The sequence below is a fragment of the Butyrivibrio sp. genome (assembly GCF_017940685.1).
GTDB lineage: Bacteria > Bacillota > Clostridia > Lachnospirales > Lachnospiraceae > Butyrivibrio.
Genome location: NZ_JAGAYD010000237.1, coordinates 1 through 19,629 on the forward strand (window position 1 = coordinate 1; position 19,629 = coordinate 19,629).

Consider the following 19,629-nt stretch of genomic DNA (forward strand, 5'->3'; position numbering starts at 1 on the left):
GGGTTCATTACCTTCTTCATAGTTGACATTGTGAGCAAGGAGTCTTGCAACAATCTGTCTTCCTGTAAGATTGAGGTGAAGGTTGTCCATAAGGTATGCACCAGCAGTATCGAGGTATAAATTGCATCTGGTCTGGAACATTCCATCAAATAGTGTCAGGTGCTTGTTCTCAGCTACGTTTTTAACTTTTTCAGCGTAGTCTGAAAGAGTACCAATTCCGTTACTTACAATGTATGAATCTCCAATGTATCCACCGGCATCATCTACGTATATGCCGTAGAATGGAGTCATTAATATGAACTTTGCATCAGGGCTTACAGACTGAAGTACATCAATTCCTTTTGAAAGGGCGTTGTAAAGAGCGTGAGCCTGATCCCCTTCTGATGCGTAGCTATCAATGTCAAGAGGAGCATTGCTAAAGAAATCATTTGTTCCGTAGCTGAGGACATAATAGTCAACTTCTTCTGGAACAACCGATTCCATTTTGTCCAGGATGACAGGGTAGTTTGCCAGAGTTTCATTTTTATCTGACTTGCCAGCAAGGCAGTAAGCCATACCCAGGAAACAGGTTGAGTGCATATTGTCAGGTGAGGCATCTGAGGTACTCTGCTCAAGGGTTGCAGTAGTTCCGCTGATGGCCAGGTTGTATACCTTGGCGTTAGGAACCTTGCTCTCTAAAAGCTTGGGGATATCTGTGTCGTCTTCTCTTCCGTTAGCTAGCTGACTGTCGCCAAAGCAAACAATGGTTACTCTGTCATCAGATTTGTCATCTGCTGGTTCTTCTTCTTTTTTTTCTTCGACAGAAGCTTCTGCTGTTGCAGTAGGATCTTCCAGGGTTGGCTCAAAGAGATCATTGATGACAACTATAGATTTTTCAGCTGATGCCTCATCAGTTGTTGACGCTTCTGAAGCTCCTTTATCGTTGAGATATTCAGTGGCTTCTTTCACCTCTTTTTCAGGGAGTGAACATCCTGTCAATAGGATGGACACTGAAGAAAAAAGAGCAGCCACGAACGTGATACTTTTTTTCATTTTGTAAATCCTCGCTTTCAAAGGTATTTTAACACCGGATAAGGATTTGAAAATAGTTTTAGGACAAAATTAAGAAAATCTGCTGTTAATCTTAAGAAAGTCTTAAGAAATAGACGTTATTGCGTTAAATCGCAAACGTAATGATTGATATAAAAATCCCTGGGATTATGTTATAATTTTTCAGATGTTTATGCAATAAGAGGTTAGAGATGCCACAAAAGATGGTTGATTATATAAAAGAACACATAGAAGTGTTTATAAGCGTTATATGCGCTTTTCTTATTTTGCTATTTACCACCAGGTCATCATTTTTGTACATGTGCAATAACTGGGATGATGTGAACAGCTATTTCTCCATGGGCAAGGGAATGATGAATGGTATGGTGATCTACAGAGACCTTTATGATCAGAAGGGGCCTTATCTGTATCTTCTCTATGGGATAGCATATCTTATATCCCACAGGACTTTCCTTGGGGTTTTTATTTTTGAAGTAATTGCAGCAGCTATATTTTTGCTATATGGATTTAAGACTATTGCAGCTCGCAGCAATAAGGCTATTGCTGGAGTTTTGCTTCCAATTCTGGCTGCAGGTGTGTATTCCTCCTGGAGTTTTTACAAAGGAGGAGCTGCAGAAGAGTTCTGCCTTCCGATGTTTGCCTACAGTTTGTATGCTCTTGATAGTATCTTGCGGGATAGATTTGATAAGGTGGGAATCCGCAAGGCCTTTGCTATAGCAGGAATATGTGCAGGCATAACAGCACAGATCAAGTACACAATGCTGGGCTTTTACTTTGGATGGTTTTTGATTGCTGTAATTTACTGTATTGGTAAGTGCGGCGGTAAGGATTCATTCAGGCTGGCGATAAGGTTTATCCTGTTTGCCTGTATCCCATCAATCCCATGGTTTATCTACTTCCTCGCGACAGGAAGCTTTGATGACTGGTTCAGGTGCTACATCTACAACAATCTGTTTTTCTACAGCAAGGTTGAAGAGGTGAGCCAGAGTGTATTTTCAAGGCTCTATGAGCTTGCGAAAGTGTTGCTGTTCCTTATTGAGGACAGTTTTTCATACTTCATGTTCATAATTCCAGGTGTTTTTTTGCAGCTGTTTATGGAGAAGGGGATTCTTAAGAGACTGGCAATGCCAGTGATGTTTGGACTTACCTTCTTGGTGATATTCTTTGGTGGTAATACTTTGGCATATTATTCAATTCCGCTTATGGTGTTTGCTATTTGGGGAGCAGCCTACATTGCACAGGCAATCTATAAATTGTATCTGAGAGTTTTGAAGAAATCACTGGATGGGAATTCGGGTGAATCAGGGATTAATGCTAAGTCATTCGCTATTTCAGCTTTTGTTTTTACAGCAGTTTTGGCATTAAGCACTATCTTTGCTGCAAATAACTGTGTAAGCAAAGACTATAGACATATGGATAAGGATTCCTTCTGGCTGTTTAAGGCAGCTTCCTATCTGGAGGAAGGGGATACCCTTGTCAATCTCGGCGGTCTCGATGTTGGACTTTATACTGTAACAGGAATAGTGCCGACCTGTGAGTACTTCCAGACCAATGGTATTGGACTTCCTACGCTGTTTGAAGAGCAGGGCAGGTATGTAAGTGAAGGCGCAACAGAGTATATCATTGCTGTAGCTGATGAACCCTGGGGAGTACACGAGCACTATGAGCTGGTTGAAAGTTTTTACTCCGATGAGCCAGGCTATGAGGAAACCTACTTTCTATATAGGAAAAAGCAATAATTGACCATAAATCAGTGCATAAAGCGTAAAGACAAGGTATAATAGAGGAATGAAAAAATATATCAGGATCATGCGAATCGACCATTGGGTCAAACAATTATTCATACTTCCGGGAGTTGCCTTTGCAGTTCTGCTGACAGGGGGACTTGGAGAGAACTTCTACTACAGGCTCATCGTTGGCTTTTTTGCCACCTGTTGTATCGCTTCTGCCAACTACGTTATCAATGAGTGGCTGGATGCGGAGTTTGACAAGTATCATCCGGTAAAAAAGCACAGAAGTGTTGTGGAGAACGATGTTAAGGGCAGCGTAGTCTATACGATCTATGGGATCCTTACAATAGCTGGCTTAGCATTATCACTTCTGGTTTCAAGAAATGTCTTTTACGTGGAACTGTGGCTCTGGGTTATGGGAATCCTGTATAACGTTAAGCCCATAAGGACCAAGGATATTCCGGTTGTGGACGTTTTATCTGAGTCTGTGAACAACGCCATAAGACTTCTTATCGGATGGTTTATTGTAACTGACCTTTTCCTTCCACCAGTCAGCATAGTTATTGGCTACTGGTTTGGCGGAGCATTCCTTATGGACGTCAAGAGATTCTCTGAGTACAGGATGATCGCTGATAAGTCTACAGCATCTCTATACAGGAAGTCCTTTAAGTTCTACGACGAGAGACTGCTACTATGTGCAGCATGCTTTTATGCCATGATCTCATCATTCTTTACTGGAGTATTTCTTGTAAAGTACAGGGTTGAGTTTATACTGCTCCTTCCTGTGATGGTGGGACTATTCTGCTACTACCTCTACATCAGCTTTAAAGAGGACTCTGCAGCCCAGGCTCCGGAGAAGCTCTATAAAGAGAAGGGCCTTATGATTTTTGTTGTGGTATTTTGTATTTTATTCTTCTTGCTACTGCAGGTGGATATTCCAATCCTTCACAACCTGCTCAGCGAGGAGCTTTTGACCTTATAATTACGTTACGAAGGGATTTATTTGCGGTATGAAAAAAGCACTGATAATTGGGGCTGGCCCTGCTGGTCTTACAGCGGCCTATGAACTTCTTACAAAATCCAAGGACTATCAGGTTATAGTCTTTGAGGAGACTTCAAAATTTGGTGGCATCTCCAGAACTGTTGAGTACAAGGGCAACAGAATGGATATGGGTGGCCACAGATTCTTTTCCAAGGTTCCTGAGGTCAATGAATGGTGGGACAAGATGCTCCCTCAGCAGGGACATCCTACCTATGATGACATCGTCCTTAAACGTCCCATGAAGATGAAGGAAGGTGGTCCTGACCCTGAGAAGACTGACAGGGTCATGCTCAGAAGAAACCGCGTATCCAGGATCTTTTTTGACAGGAAGTTCTACGACTATCCTATTTCTCTTAAGGTAGAGACCTTCAAGAACATGGGCCTTGCCAAGACTATTGCCTGCGGATTTTCTTACCTTCATGCAATGATCTTTAAAAGACCTGAGAAGTCCCTTGAGGATTTCTATGTAAACAGATTTGGTAAAAAGCTCTACTCAATGTTCTTTGAGTACTATACAGAAAACCTTTGGGGAAGGCACCCATCTGAAATTGACCCAAGCTGGGGAGCTCAGAGAGTAAAGGGTGTGTCCATAATGGCAGTTCTTAAAAATGCCTTCAGAAAGAAGTCAGGTAAGACTGGCGGAAAGGTTGAGACTTCCCTTATTGAGGAATTTAGCTATCCCAAGCTTGGTCCTGGTCAGCTCTGGGATGTGACAGCTGAAGAAATCAAGAGGCTTGGCGGAACCATCATCATGAACGCCAAGGTTGTTAAGGTCCGTAAGAATGGCAATCATTTAAAGGGCGTTACTTATCTTCAGGATGGCAAGGAGATTGATATAGACGGCGATGTTGTTATCAGCTCAATGCCTGTTAAGGACCTTGTAGCGGGTATGAATGATGTTCCAGAGGATCCTGCAAGGATCGCAGCCGGTCTCCCTTATAGAGACTATATGACTCTTGGAGTTCTTGTTCCTAAACTCAATCTTGTGAACAAGACCAATATCAAGACAATTGGCAATATCGTTCCTGATAACTGGGTATATGTTCAGGACAGAACAGTTAAGATGGGACGTTTCCAGATCTACAACAACTGGTCTCCATATCTTGTTAAGGACCTTGAGAATACAGTGTGGCTGGGTCTTGAGTACTTCTGCTTTGAAGGGGATTCAATGTGGAACATGACCGAGGATGAGTTTGCCAAGATGGCCATCGATGAGATGGTTACCCTTAACCTTATAAGCGATGCTTCAGAGGTTATCGATTATCATATGGAACGTGTTAAGAAGGCATATCCAGCTTATTTTGATACCTATGATGAGATGGATAAGCTTGTTGAGTATCTCAACACCATCGACAACCTTTACTGTGTTGGACGTAACGGTCAGCACAGATACAACAATATCGACCACTCAATGTGTACTTCCTTTGAGACAGTTAAGAATATTCTTAGCGGAGAGACTGACAGAAGTAATATCTGGAACGTCAACACCGAGAAGGAATATCACGAAACTGACGAAAGTAAGTCAGAAGAGGACGAGGTTGAAGTTGACTAAAAATATGTGGGCGGCGTTTTGCCGCCTACTGCCATGTTAAGAAGGTTTAGTGCATGCAGTTTGTTTCCTTTGCTTTTTTGCTGCTTTTACCTGTTGCAGCACTTATCAATTTCATAATTCCAAGGAAGCTTAGGTATATCTGGCTTCTTGTTATAAGTATCGCTTTTTATCTTAGTATCGATCTTAAGGCAGCTGCAGTCATGGCAGGAACTGTTGTGGTAACCTATGGAGCAGCTCTTTTGATGGAAAAGCTCATGGGAGATGCTAAGGATGATAAGCCCAAAAGTTCTCTTGTTGTGCTGGGATTAAGCGTTGTTATCCTTATTGCAGCGATGCTGATCTTTAGAAGCGGCAAGATAATGGGAGCCATCGGTATTTCGTTTTACATGCTCAAGTCTGTGGGATATCTTGTTGATGTGTATCGCGGTGATCTTAAGGCTGAGCACAACTTCTGCAAGCTGGCTTTGTTCGTATCGTTCTTTACTCAGGTGATTTCCGGACCTATCGAGAGAGCAGGGAATATGCTGCCCCAGTTTTCATATCCTGTAACTGTGGACTTTGACAGGATGAGAGATGGCTTTCTGCAGATCTTGTGGGGATATTTTTTAAAGCTTGTTATTGCTGACAGACTGGCGATTTTTGTTAACAGTGTCTATGATGCACCGACCCAGGTAGAGGGCACGGTGGTTGCTATAGCAACAGTTTTCTATTCCTTCGAAATATACTGCGATTTTGCAGGGTATTCTGCTATTGCCATAGGTGTATCAAGGATTCTTGGGATCGATGTAATGAAGAACTTTGACAGTCCATATATGTCCAAGAGTATTGCAGAGTTTTGGCGCAGATGGCATATATCCTTATCTACATGGCTTAGGGACTATGTTTATATTCCTCTTGGTGGAAACAGGAAGGGCACAGTCAGGAAGTATGTAAATGTACTTATAGTTTTTGCAGTCAGCGGTATCTGGCACGGCTCAGCACTGACTTTCCTTGTTTGGGGAATTCTTCATGCTGTATATCAGATCATTGGATTTATCACAATGCCAGTAAGGGACAAGGCTGTTGATCTTCTTAAAATAGACAGGGGAAGCTTATCCCATAGAACAGTTAGGACTCTTGTGACGTTCCTTTTGGTTAACCTGGCGTGGATATTCTTTAGGGCAACTTCTCTTAAGCAGGCTGTAGAGGTCATTAAAAAGAGCTTTGAGTTTACCCCTTGGGTGTTCACTGATGGCAAGCTCTTTAAGATGGGATTATCCCAGGCCAGCTTTAACGTAGGCATTGCAGGGATAGCTCTTTTGATAATCATGGACGTTCTGGCCTTTAACGGCGTTGAGATAAGAGACAGGATCATAAAACAGGCTATCTGGTACAGATGGATCATCATGATAGCAGCAATCCTGGCAATTTCTATTTTGGGCATCTGGGGAGCGGGCTATAATGCATCAAGCTTTATTTATCAACAGTTCTGAGGCTTTTTATGAAGATTAGATTTGTGAACATTTTAAAAGTCCTGGCCTTTGTATGTGTGGCGAGCCTTTGTGTATATGGGGCTTCGGTGGTACTTAGGGACAAGGATAGTGAATATAAATATGCTGACTTTTTTGACTGGGCAGATCAGATAGATGTGCTGTTTGTGGGCTCTTCCCACGTGATCAATGCCATGAATCCGGCGGTTCTCTATGGCGAGTATGGTATCACCTCCTACAACATGGGAGGTCACGGCTCCATCATGCAGTCAACCTACTGGGAACTCATTGAGGCATTGCAGTACTGCGAGCCAAAATGCGTGGTGGTGGATACCTACATGCTGCAGAAGGACTACAAGTACCTGGATGAGATGGACGACAGCTACAGCGATGAGGACAGGGCAAGCTCTATAGCGCAGCTTCACCTTAACATGGACTGCTGGCCCCTTGATAAGCTCAAGATTGCTGCAGTAAACGACCTTATCAAGGATGAGGAGATCAGGAAGCAGTTCTTAGTGCCTTTTTACGTATACCATCACAGATGGGATGTGCTTAAAAGTAACGACTACAAGACACTTATGGGGGATGGCGAGAGAAGTTCTCTCTTTGGCGCAGAGATGCGCTATGGAATAGAGCTGACTCCTGGCATCTACCCAGCCCCGGAGGACAGTAACGGTCTTGGTGGTGATACTATTGGGGAAGAGTACCTTCGCAAGATAATAGATGAGTGTCAGAGACGGGGAATAGACGTTATTGTTACTTTCCTTACCTGCAGCGCTTCTACTGAGGACAAGAGGGCGGTGGACAGCGCAAAGATCATCTGCGACGCATATGATGTTCCTCTTGTAAACATGCAGGAAATGGGTGTTGTAGACCTTTACACCGACCTCAACGATACAGGGCATATGAACGCCAACGGCTCCATCAAGGCCACCAAGTGTATTGGCGAAGCCATTGCTGAACTTGGAAGGTGTCAGGATCACAGAGGAGATCCCGCTTACGAATACTGGCAGGAGAAAACCGGTGAGTTCTATCATGACATCTACGATATGGCAGTATCCTCTGACAGCGTTTACCAGCAGCTCAACTACCTGGCTGGGGCAGAAAGCGTAAGTTCCATCATATACATCAATGACGGATCTCAGGCATTTGGTGACAATGAGATGCAAAGGCTCATACACAACTTTACAGGGACACCACAGATCTATCACACTGATGGACCATACATTCTCATAAATGATGTGGCAAAGGGTAAGGTCTATGAGGCAAGCGGTACAGATTCCCTTGATGGTATTGATATAGGCCTTGGAACTATACATTATCAGCCAGTGGAGCATCTGTTCAGGCTCTTTTACACAGATGAGGACCCGGAGACCAATCTTTTATACGATGATACCAAGACTGATTATGATATACAGATAATCACCTATGACGCAGAGTCGGGTGAGATACTGTCTCACAACTACTTCAAGTCATATGGAAGTAACTATACTAAAGGATGATATGAATTTACAGGAGGATCGCAGATGAGCGAGAAAGTTTGCATAGTAGGAATCGCAGGAGGCACAGCTTCCGGAAAAACTACAATAGTCAGAAAGATAAAAGAGAAGTTTGGAGATGACATTGTTGTAATCAATCACGACTCTTACTATAAGGCCCACAATGACCTTTCATATGAGGACAGGAGTAAGCTTAACTACGACCACCCGGCTTCCTTTGATACTGACCTGATGATCGAGGATGTAAAAAAGCTAAAAGACGGCAAGGAAATCGATATGCCAGTTTACGATTACACCATCCACAACAGGTCAGATGAAACTGTTCATGTGGTTCCCAAGAAGGTAATAATCCTTGAGGGCATCCTTATCCTTGAGAGCCAGGCCCTTCGCGACCTTATGGACATCAAGGTGTTCGTTGATACTGACGCTGATGAGAGACTTATGCGTAGGATAATCCGTGACATGTCTGAGAGAGCAAGGAGCATCGAGTCCATCCTTACTCAGTACAGAGACACTGTTAAACCAATGCACGAGCAGTTTGTTGAACCAAGTAAGAAATATGCTGACATCATCATCCCTCGTGGCGGTGAGAACACAACAGGTATCAGCATCCTGCAGGAGCACCTTAACCTGATGATGGCTGACTAAAGGAAACTAACTTATGTTGCAGATATTAGCTGGAATACCAAGCCTACTATTGTGGCTTATCATTGTGCCATTTTGCGTAGGGCTACTGGTTAATTTCATATTGCCAAGGAGCAGGCGAACTGTAGGGATCACCTTTATCCTGGGATACCTGGTGTACATGGGAGTGTTTGAGATTATTGCAATTGCCTGTATGACCAAGATTACTTACAACGCATTTACTTACTGCTGCAGGATATTTATTGGCTGCATTGCGGTGCTGGCGATTGCAGGAATTGTGAGAAGTGTGATGAAGTTACGCTCCGGTGAAAAGAGTTACCTGACACTTTTTCCAGGAGAAGCCCATGCTGATGTATATGACCTTATGAGCCCAAGGTCCAACCCTGGATTTTACAAAGTTGATTATCCCAAGGAGAGCATCATCTATTGGGGGATATTCTTTGTGATTCTGGCCTTTCAGATGGTGATGGCTGTGGTGATGGCAAGCTTTGATGGGGATGACGCATTCTATGTGGTGGAATCGCTTCTTGCGCAGCAGGTGGATGTTATGAACACCATCCTGCCATACACGGGAATGTCTACATACCTTGATATCAGACATGCCCTGGCTGTAATTACCATGTGGATAGCCTTTATTGCAAGGCAGTCAGGGATTCACGCTACAATCGTATCGCATACCATAATGCCGCTGTTTTTTATTCCGCTGGTTTATCTTGTGTATGTGGAGATAGGAAGGGTGCTCTTTAGAGCAAAGCAGCAGATCATTCCGGTATTCATGATCATTGTGGCGTTCCTTCTTATGTTTGGAAACGTGTCTATCTACACTCCTGCGACATTCTTTTTGATGAGAACCTGGCAGGGTAAGGCTCTTGTTTCTAATCTGGTATTCCCACTGATCTTCTGGATATTCCTGTGGATGTTTGAGGAAGCTGGTTCATCTCCTCCACCAAACCGCAAGGAAAAAGAGTGGGAGCAGCCAAGAAGGGACTGGTGTCCATGGATTGAGCTGTTTTTTGTAAATATGCTCTCTGGAATGTGCAGCTCCCTTGGAGTTATATTTGGAAGCGGACTGATCGCGCTTCTAACATTGGTACTTTTGGTGTATACGAGAAAGATCAAAGTGATATTTGGAGCGATGCTGTGCATTATTCCAAATATAGTTTATCTGCTGATCTACTTTTCACTTTTAGGCTTCTGACCTAAGGTGTTAAGTGGTGTTAGAAAAATGAAATAAGAAAGAGAATTAGTGATATGACTGATAGTAGAAAGAATGACAAGAAGTTTAATATCTCAGAGATCCCACTTTGGGTGCACATCGCAGTACTAGCGGTTATTGCGCTTGTTATAGCATTTACTGCTTATAAGCTCCTTAAGTGGAACGCTGGAACTGCCCAGACAGAAGGCGTTGTTGAGGGTGATTTTGAAGTGGAAGTCCAGGACCAGGTGTTCCTTCTTCCAGATGACAAGAAGGCCATGCATGAGGATGACGGCGTTGAGACCATTCTTTTCCTGGGTAATGATATTCTGACATATTACAGCGATGAGAACGGCGTTGTTGAGCAGGTGGCGGCTAAGACCGGTGCCACTTGCATAAATGCAGGTTTCCCTGAGACTACTGTGGCGCTTAAAAAGTCTGAGTTTGATCCTGAGTATCCTCTGGATGCATTTTCTTTTTACAACGTAAGCAAAGCTATTACAACCAGGGACTTCTCTCTTTTACACGACAATGAAAAGAAATTTGAGGATTCAAGGTATTACAAGGGTGCAGAGCTTCTAGAGGGACTTGATATGAACACCATAGATACTCTTGTCATCTTCTATGATGCTCATGACTACATCAGCTACAGGATTGGTATGAACCCTGACAACGCTGATGATCCTGTTACCTACAGCGGAGCCCTTAGCGCAGGAATAAAGGCTATTCAGGAGGCTTATCCATTTATCAGGATCGTGTGCATGTCATTTCCTATGTGCTACGCCTATGATGCATCCGGAAGCCTTGTAAATGGTGATATGTATGACTTTGGAAATGGAAGGCTCACTACCTACTATCAGTTTATGATGGATGTATCTGGAGCAACTGGTGTTACCTTTATTGATAACTACTACGGAACTATCGATGCTGACAACAGCTCAAAGTGGCTCCTTGACAATATCCACGTGAATGCTGCCTGCAACGAGCATATGGCACAGCACTTTGTGAATGTGATCTATGGGGAGAAGTAACTAAGCAAATTAGGTAATACGATATTTGGAGAATAGACTTGAGTAAGATATTTGGGAAATTGAAGGTGGCAGATTTCTTGCTGTTGGAGCTGTCAGTGCTGGTATATTCGTTGTCTACGGTTGCAGCAAATATGGCAGCAAAATATGAGTTTTTGTCTCTTGGATATATATTGTTTTTCGGACTGGAGTTTGTGGTACTGGCAATATACGCTGTTTTGTGGCAGCAGATAATCAAGAAGTTTCAGCTGTCTATAGCCTATGCCAATAAATCAGTTGTTCTATTGTGGACAATGCTGTGGAATTATCTGATATTTGCACAGGGAATAACAGCTGGGAAGATTGCAGGGGTACTGCTAGTAATGGCAGGAGCTGTTGCTATGAACGTTGGAGGTGCAGGAGAATGATAAATGCTTATTTTTTCCTTGCACTGCTTTCGCTTCTTATCGCGTCAACATCTCAGGTTCTGCTTAAAATGGGAGCACAGAGGGAGTATTCAAGTTTTTTAAGAGAGTATTTAAATCCATTTGTTATTGGCGGGTACGGGCTTTTGATGGTGTCCATGGTGATTGCCATAGTCTGTTATAAAGGCCTTGGATATCTTGGAACTGTGGTGATGGAGCCTATTTCCTATATCATGGTAATGATTCTTTCAAGGATCATATTCAAGGAAAAGGTCACAATGCCTAAGATTGTTGGAATGGTTTTGATCATTGCAGGAATTGCGGTGTTCTATTTACTGGGATGAGGTACTTATATGTACGGAATATTTATGGAATGTTGGGTTTCATTAAAGCTCTATTTTGGAAATCCAATCTTGCCCATTATCCTTCTTGCATCAGCAATTTATCTGATCATTTTTGAGAAGGATGTAAGGAAAAAGATAATACTTGGCGTGTTGCCAATTGTGATACTGGCGGGATTTCTTTTGCCAATAACCAAGATTGTATATGTGGCGGCATTTGATGATGGAAGCGATACCTACTATCGTATTTTGTGGCTCATACCTATGTATATGGTAATTGGCTATGCTGCCTGCAAGCTTATCTTTAGCTTTGAAAATAAGATAAAGCAGAGAGTGGCTTTAGTGGTTGCACTTGTTGTTGTGATGATTTCAGGATCACTTGTGTATTTGAACCAGTATATGTCTGTGGCTGAGAATATGTACCACATCCCTCAGTACGTCATCGATGTATGTGATGTGATCGCTCCTAAAGATGGAGAGCAGAGGATAAGAGCTGTATTCCCATCAGAACTGGTGCACTTTGTCCGTCAGTATGATACTGATATCCTGATGCCCTACGGTCGTGAGATGCTGGCAACTCAGTGGGATTATTACAATGCTGTTTATGACGCATATGAGAAACCAGAAGTCATCAACGCTGAGGCGCTTTTAGAGGCTACAAGGCAGAGCAAATGCCTGTATATTGTTCTTAGGACAGATAGAAAAGTTGATGTTAACCTCGTAACCATGGGCCTTAAGCTCGTTGATACTGTTGGTGATTACATGATCTACTCTGACCCTGAAGTCCAGAAATGGTACGACGAACAGGGCGTTTACATGGTTATCCCTTGAAAAATGACAAAATCATAGTCTAAAATCCTTTGAAAAATGACAAAAATATAGCCTGGAATCCTTTGAAAAATGACAAAGTGGTTTTGATAATATAGATAAATACTGGGATTAGGAACATAAGATGGTATTTAACTCGTTTGGATTCATATTGCTGTTTTTGCCGGCATTTTTGCTGGCAATTCAGCTTGCTAAGAGAATAGCTAAGAAAAGACCTGAACTTAAGGAGGCGTGTAAGATTGTGATTATCGCGTTCTCCTTAGTTTTTTATGGGCTTTTTGGGGTTAAGAACGGCATTGTGTTAGCAATAAGCGTGTTAGCTAATTCAGTAGGGACATTGTGGCTTCGAAAATTAAAGAGTGGGTTATTACTGTTCACGCTAATCCTTGTAAATATAGCTGCTTTGATGTTCTTTAAGTTTTCAGGTATGTTTTTTCCTATTGCTATCAGTTTTTACACATTTAATCAGATATCTTATATTGTTGATTCATATAAAGGTGATATTGAAAAATTCGATCTGCTAGATTATCTGTTATATATTTTGTTCTTTCCCAAGATTCTCCAAGGCCCACTTATGGGATATGGGGATTTTACTGGTGAACTTGATAAGGCCCAGAATGCTAAGTTTGATGCTGAGATCGTGCTTAGGGCTTTGTTACTCCTATCTTTTGGGTTGTTCAAAAAAGTCATTTTAGCAGACACCTTTGGCAGGGCAGTTGATTATGGTTATGATAATCTGATGACACTTGGCAGTCTTGAAGCGATTCTCGTTGCAGTTTTCTATTCATTCCAGTTGTACTTTGATTTTAGTGGGTACTGCGATATGGCTGGTGCAGTCTGCATGATGATAGGTTTTGACCTTCCTGATAACTTTAATTCACCCTACAAGGCAGTGAACATAATAGACTTTTGGAAGAGATGGCACATCACTCTTACAAAGTTTTTTACCAAGTATGTGTACATTCCTCTTGGTGGTAATCGAAAAGGCGCAGTCAGAATGTATATTAACTTCATGATAGTGTTCCTATTAAGTGGTCTTTGGCATGGAAGCGGATGGACATTTATTGTGTGGGGAGCAATGCATGGCGTGCTGTATGTACTGACAAGACTGGTGATGCATGGAAAGAAGACAGGCAATGATGTTACTAAAGCAGTAGTCCAGGTGAAGATTAAATCTGTGGGAATACTATCTGTTTTGAAGCACGTAATTTCTGTAGTGCTTACATTTATTTATGTCACAGTAGCGTGGGTGTTCTTTAGAGCAAACACAATATCTGATGCCATAACACTTTTGACTAGAATATTTACTGGAGGCAGCAGGCGCATTGCAACCAACATTTCGGCCTGCTTCCAGCTTGATGAACTTTGGTACGTTATAAAAGTTACTCCGATCATGAAGTTGGGATTTGCCTGGGATGTGTGCCTTTGGTTATTTGTGGTGATCAGTGTGATCATTATTTTCTTTTCAAAGAATGCTATCCAGATATCTAAAGGCTGTAAGATAGGCATTAAGACTACAGTATTAACGGCAATACTACTTGTGTGGAGCATTGTAAGCTTTGCAGGAGTAAGTACATTCCTGTATATGAATTTCTGAAGGAAGACCCATGTCAAAATTAGAAAAACGCCAGATTTGCAATACAGCAGAAAAAAAGAATAGAAGATTGTTGGTAATGCTCGTACTTATTGTGGTAGCAGCCCTTTCAATGTGTGCGGCCCTGGTCATCTATGTGGATCCGTTTTTCCACTACCATGCTTCAATTAAGGGATTTCCTTATGTAGTGGACAATCAGCTGAGCCAGAATCCTGGAATGGCAACGCACATGGACTACAACGGATGCATAATCGGCTCCTCTATGACAGTTAACTTTGATACAGATGATTTCAAGGAACTCCTTGGTTACGATACAGTAAAACTCAGCTATAGCGGTGCATATCCTAAGGATGACTATAACATTCTGTCAATTGTGTTTGATGAGAATACTTACGCAAGAAAGAATCGTCCCATGGGAGCTGTTTTCTTTGCTATGGATATTCCTACGATGACTGCAGATACTGAAGAGACCAAGTATCCTCTGCCAGATTATCTCTACGACAGGAATCTTCTAAATGACGTGAACTATGTGCTGAACAAGGATGTTTTATTTCAGTACATTTTAAGACCAGTTATACAGGGAAAAGGTTCAGATCTTTCGGAGATTTATGCTAGCTGGTGGACTCCTGAGTACTACAACATTCAGTGGGTAATGCATACCTACGAAGAACCAGAAAAATCTGATGTGATCTACACAGAAGGAGACGTACTTCCACAGACTAAGGCTAATCTTGAGAAAAATATATTGCCATTTGTTCAGGAGCATCCTGAAACGGAATTCTATTTCTTTTTCCCACCTTATAGTATTCTGTACTGGCATAACCTCAAGCAGGAGGGATTTTATGATGCTGCATTTGCCCAGTATCAGTACGTGGCAGATACTCTTTTGCAGTATCCAAATGTGCATCTATACTACTTCCAGACCATGGACGAGGTGACAGATCTTAGTAACTACGCTGATTACTCCCATTACAAGCCGGAGATAAACAGATATATGGTAGAATGTTTTAATAATGGTAACTATGAGATTAAGTCTTCAGATGAGATGAAAGAGGCTCTTATTAAAATGAAAGGGATTGTGGAATCCTTTGATTATGATGAGCTCTTTTCACAAGATTGGTAGTAATGATGAGCAAAAATAGAAAAGTCTATATATTGATAATCTTGATTTCTATGTGCGTTATAGCATTGCTGTTATGTTTTGGCCCAATTCAAATAAGTTTTGTAAGGACAGGTGAACTGCATATAACAGAGGTGTGTACACACAATAAAAAGGCAGCACATGATGAATATGGCTATTATGATTCTGACTATATAGAAATATTCAACCCCACAAATAAGACCGTAAATCTACTAGGATGGGGACTTTCAGACGACAGCAGTAAGCTTGGGAAATATCTCTTCCCTAATATCAATATAGAGCCTGGTCAGGCGATAATTGCTTGGAGCAGTGAAGATCTGTATTCTTCAGAAGTGTGGAGAGACGACTATGTGCCATCAGATGTTCACGGAATTGGTTTTAATATCTCTGATGGTGAAAAGTGCATACTAACCGATCCTAGCGGCAAGATAGTGTCAACGGTAGTGACGCCTCAGTATCTTGATGATAGCATGACTATTTCGTCATCTAAGTCTAAGATGGATGAGTATGTGGTTGATGTAGCCACACCATATTATGTCAAAGAGCAGATCATAATTGAGGATGAAAAGGATGTACTTAAGGCTCCTGAATTCTCAGTAGAAGGCGGTTGGTTTGCGGATCCTGTCACCATAGAACTATCATGTGCTGAAGGTGATATTTATTATACTCTTGATGGTACAGAGCCTGATCAAAACTCTTTGAAATATACTGATCCTATAACAATTGATGATCGATCGGATGAAGATAATTACTACCTGAACATGGAAGATATAGCTTTGGAAAATGCATATTCTCCCGGTTTTAAGGTGGACAAAGGAACGGTTGTTAAGGCTGTTGCTATCTCTGATACAGGAGTAAGTGAAATATCTTCCAAGACATTTTTTGTGGGTCTTAATGAGGAAGACTATGAAGGTATTTCAATAATGTCTCTCACTATTTCGCCTGATGATTTTTACGGTTATGAGGATGGAATATATCGTGTTGGGAGCGTGAATAGGACCTTTTGTGCGAAGGTGGACGAGAATCTGGTAAATTTACCAGATTCTCCTGCCAATTTTGGCCGAAAAGGAAAAGGATGGGAAAGAGATGTTAAGATAGAGTTTTTTACTAATGAACATCGAAAGGCTCTTGAACAGGATGCTGGGATAAGGATACATGGAGGAAGCTCAGTCAACTGTCCTCAGAAGAGTTTTAACTTGTATGCAAGAGAGGAGTATGATGGCAGTTTTAGCTTTAACTATGACTTTTATGGAAATGGATTAAGCTATAACAGACTGGTATTGAGAAACGGCGGAAGTGATGATATGTATCTCTCAAAGATGAGGGATGTTTTTAATCAGTCTTTAGTAAAGGACAGATCTATAGGTGCTCAGATAGCAATACCGTGTGCTGTATTTCTTAATGGTGAATATTGGGGGCTTTACTATCTTCAGGAAAAGGCATGTTCGAACTATGTTAGCAATCACTACAATATTCCAGAAGAGGATATAGTGGTTGTAAAAACAAAGGATATGCAATATGTTGCGGCGGATGAAAAAGATGAAAGCTATGCTTCAGAGTTATCGGACATAAAAAGTTTTATCATTGAAAACGATATGGCTAATGACAAAAACTATAGGTATGTCGAATCAAAAATAGATATTCAGAGCCTTATCGATTACTATGTACTGAAAGTGTACACCGCCTGTATTGATGCGTATTTCAATAATGAGGTTGTGTGGCGTACAAAATCTATTGGAGATGGAGAATATGACGACGGTAAATGGAGATTTCTCGCCAACGATCTTGATAATTCTGACTATATAAATAACAGATTCAATAGTCCGGATGTTGATACGTTTGTGGCACAAAACTGGGTGACTGAGAGAGGACCGCTTATTGATGAAGGCTTTTTATCGGGCCTAATAGCTAATCCCGAGTTCAAGGAGCGTTTTGTTACATCCTTTATGGATATGATGAATAATAACTTCAGATATGATAAAGTTGCACCCAAGTTATGGTCAGATGCTGGAGTGATCAGAGTTCAGGATGTTAAGTCACAACAAGCTTTTTGGAATGGGTATTTCCCTGATGGCTATCCTGGTGAAGATGAAATAGAGTTTCCGTTCGATGAATCAGATTTTGGCTTTGATGTTGGTCTGATTGATGCTTTTTTCAGAGAGCGCCCTGAGTATATGAAAGAATATGTCAGAACGGATTTTGAGTTGACAGGTAATCTTTATACCTTGAGAATTGTTGGAAATGTGGCTTCAGGCGAAGAACTAAAAGTGAATACTTCAGTTATATCTGATTATTCAGGAGACTGGAGTGGTGAGTATTTTGGAGATTATCCTGTCGTGCTCAGTATTGAAGGTGGAGATAATAACAGCTTTGAAGGCTGGTATGTTGACGGAGAACTTGTTTCTTCGGAAAAAACATATGTCATTCCTGCAGGTATTGAGAGCGATGATATAGTAGTTGAAATAAAATAATGATCACAGTTTTGTGAGAAGGAGCAAGTAAGTGAGTAATATTATAGGTCGCATGAAGCAAAGGAATATGAGTGTTCTGGAGTGGTTAATGGTTCTTTTGCTAATGGCGCAAGTAGTGGCTTTGTTGTATTTTAATTTATTTTTACTGGGAAAGCATATAGGATATGATTCATCCTGGTTATATTTAAAATCTGCATTGATCGTAAAAGAGAGAATGCTGGTAAATCCTTACTGGGCTGATACAACGCATAATTACTGGGATTGCTCTCTGCCATTGGCTTCCCTGATATATGCAATCACTGGTAAGATCTTTTTTTCATACGGACTTGCAAACATGATTTTTGTGGCGCTCATGCTGATTGTTATGTGGAGACTTCTATCTATGCTCGATCTCAAAAGTGTTCCGAAGCTGATTGCCATGAACATGGTTGTATGTCCTTATCTGACCAATGGGTTTGATCTGAATAACGACCTTGGATACTTTAGTGATCTATTATCTGAAGCTGCGGGTTACAATATACGTACTCTTATAGTCCTTATATTCATTCATGAACTTCTGTATATAAGACAAAACTCTAAGAACAGTAAATGGGCGTATTTGGCACTGCTCCTGTGTTTTGCGGCGGGAATATCTACTGGATTTTTTATTATTGTTATTTTACTACTTCCATATCTCATTTATGAAGTTGAGATGGCATTTATAAAAGATGATATAAAGGTTTTGAAAAGCAAAGAGACAATATTTGCTTTGTGTGGAGTCATAAGTGTATTACTGGGAAAAGTAGTATCTAAAGTGGTACTGGGAGCAACATCAATAGATGAGACTCGTACATGGACATCATTGCAAGATTTATGGGTGAACACCGGGGCTGTGATTCAAGGATTTATGATACTGTTAGGAGTAATGCCTGTAACTAGTTCCAAAGTTGAAGTGATCTCATATGTGGGGATTGGATATATTTTTCCAATTATGCTGCTTTTGATTTGTATAATAAGTGTTATTTATGCAGTATCTCAGACCAAGAAAAATCTACTTCACAAAGATGGAATATCCTTGTTTTTGTTGAATTTAATACTAGTCAATTTTTTAATGTTCAGCATGTTCAATGTAACGTATGGTGAAGTGATTTTTGAAGAGAGATATCTGATTTCGACATTTATGGCAGTAATGATCCTGGTAGCTATTTTTGTTGATGAGATTGGTTTTGAAAAGCTCTTTGCCAAAACCATAACTATAGCTCTCTTTGTTGCTATATTGGGAGACGATTTTGTATCAGATACTAATTACATTAAGACTAACAACGAAGACTGGCAGATGCAGGATATAATTGAGCTGGTAGGGAATGAGAATGCTGACCTGATATATGTATGGGGAGATGATCTTAGTACAATAGGAAAGTCGCTGAGAGTTTTGGATATGGATCACATATACAAGGTGGTTTACTCTGGAGGAGGATATCATCATGAAGGTGACTATCTCTACTACGATGACAATGCAGAGTATTCTGGAGAGACAATGCTTATAATTCCGAATGGTTCAGATTATGTTCCTGACGACATAATGAGTCAGTACACTTTGATAAAAGAATTAAACGATGTGTCAGTTTATAAGTGCGCATTTAATCCGATTGTGATGTGAT

The 19,629-nt window shown here is 41.2% G+C and carries 16 protein-coding genes; 15 read left to right on the forward strand and 1 reads right to left on the reverse strand.

Annotated features, from left to right (window positions below; translation table 11 throughout):
• Positions 1-1,032: SGNH/GDSL hydrolase family protein (locus tag J6I68_RS13900; RefSeq protein WP_292221197.1), on the reverse strand; the 1,032-nt coding region annotated here is incomplete at its 3' end.
• Positions 1,033-1,241: 209 nt separating this feature from the next.
• On the opposite strand from J6I68_RS13900, the gene J6I68_RS13905 reads away from it, so the two are divergent.
• The 15 genes from J6I68_RS13905 (at position 1,242) to J6I68_RS13975 (ending at position 19,628) form a co-directional block, all read left to right on the forward strand.
• Entirely contained in the window at positions 1,242-2,789 is a 1,548-nt protein-coding gene (locus J6I68_RS13905) for a hypothetical protein (protein ID WP_292221198.1), read from the forward strand.
• 49 nt (positions 2,790-2,838) lie between these two features.
• Positions 2,839-3,762, forward strand: a complete 924-nt coding sequence (locus J6I68_RS13910) for a UbiA prenyltransferase family protein (protein ID WP_292221199.1) — start codon at positions 2,839-2,841, stop codon at positions 3,760-3,762.
• Positions 3,763-3,790: 28 nt separating this feature from the next.
• Entirely contained in the window at positions 3,791-5,374 is a 1,584-nt protein-coding gene (locus J6I68_RS13915) for an NAD(P)/FAD-dependent oxidoreductase (RefSeq protein ID WP_292221201.1), read from the forward strand.
• Positions 5,375-5,427: 53 nt separating this feature from the next.
• Positions 5,428-6,846, forward strand: coding sequence for an MBOAT family O-acyltransferase (locus tag J6I68_RS13920; protein ID WP_292221203.1), 1,419 nt, complete (start codon positions 5,428-5,430; stop codon positions 6,844-6,846).
• Between the two features lie 8 nt (positions 6,847-6,854).
• Positions 6,855-8,345, forward strand: a complete 1,491-nt coding sequence (locus J6I68_RS13925; RefSeq protein ID WP_292221205.1) for a hypothetical protein — start codon at positions 6,855-6,857, stop codon at positions 8,343-8,345.
• Positions 8,346-8,369: 24 nt separating this feature from the next.
• A complete protein-coding gene (udk, locus tag J6I68_RS13930) occupies positions 8,370-8,990 on the forward strand; it encodes a uridine kinase (RefSeq protein ID WP_292221206.1) in 621 nt (206 codons plus the stop codon).
• Between the two features lie 13 nt (positions 8,991-9,003).
• Positions 9,004-10,185: a DUF6077 domain-containing protein gene (locus J6I68_RS13935; protein ID WP_292221207.1), complete on the forward strand. Its 1,182-nt coding sequence runs from the start codon at positions 9,004-9,006 to the stop codon at positions 10,183-10,185.
• A 53-nt stretch (positions 10,186-10,238) separates the two neighbouring features.
• The gene (locus J6I68_RS13940; protein WP_292221209.1) at positions 10,239-11,213 is read left to right on the forward strand and encodes an SGNH/GDSL hydrolase family protein; all 975 of its coding nucleotides are present in this window, start codon (positions 10,239-10,241) and stop codon (positions 11,211-11,213) included.
• Positions 11,214-11,251: 38 nt separating this feature from the next.
• Positions 11,252-11,617, forward strand: coding sequence for a transporter (locus J6I68_RS13945; protein ID WP_292221211.1), 366 nt, complete (start codon positions 11,252-11,254; stop codon positions 11,615-11,617).
• Positions 11,614-11,958 carry a multidrug ABC transporter gene (locus tag J6I68_RS13950; protein WP_292221213.1) on the forward strand — a complete coding sequence of 115 codons (345 nt, stop codon included), beginning with the start codon at positions 11,614-11,616 and terminating at the stop codon, positions 11,956-11,958. The genes J6I68_RS13945 and J6I68_RS13950 overlap by 4 nt, the downstream gene beginning before the upstream one ends.
• 9 nt (positions 11,959-11,967) lie before the next feature.
• A complete protein-coding gene (locus J6I68_RS13955; protein ID WP_292221214.1) occupies positions 11,968-12,786 on the forward strand; it encodes a hypothetical protein in 819 nt (272 codons plus the stop codon).
• Between the two features lie 424 nt (positions 12,787-13,210).
• Positions 13,211-14,380 (forward strand): MBOAT family O-acyltransferase, encoded by a 1,170-nt coding sequence (locus J6I68_RS13960; RefSeq protein WP_330622518.1) that lies wholly within the window; start codon positions 13,211-13,213, stop codon positions 14,378-14,380.
• Positions 14,381-14,390: 10 nt separating this feature from the next.
• The gene (locus tag J6I68_RS13965; RefSeq protein ID WP_292221216.1) at positions 14,391-15,500 is read left to right on the forward strand and encodes a hypothetical protein; all 1,110 of its coding nucleotides are present in this window, start codon (positions 14,391-14,393) and stop codon (positions 15,498-15,500) included.
• A 50-nt stretch (positions 15,501-15,550) separates the two neighbouring features.
• A complete protein-coding gene (locus J6I68_RS13970; protein ID WP_292221231.1) occupies positions 15,551-17,989 on the forward strand; it encodes a CotH kinase family protein in 2,439 nt (812 codons plus the stop codon).
• 31 nt (positions 17,990-18,020) lie between these two features.
• Positions 18,021-19,628, forward strand: a complete 1,608-nt coding sequence (locus J6I68_RS13975; RefSeq protein WP_292221217.1) for a hypothetical protein — start codon at positions 18,021-18,023, stop codon at positions 19,626-19,628.
• Position 19,629 lies beyond the last annotated feature (1 nt).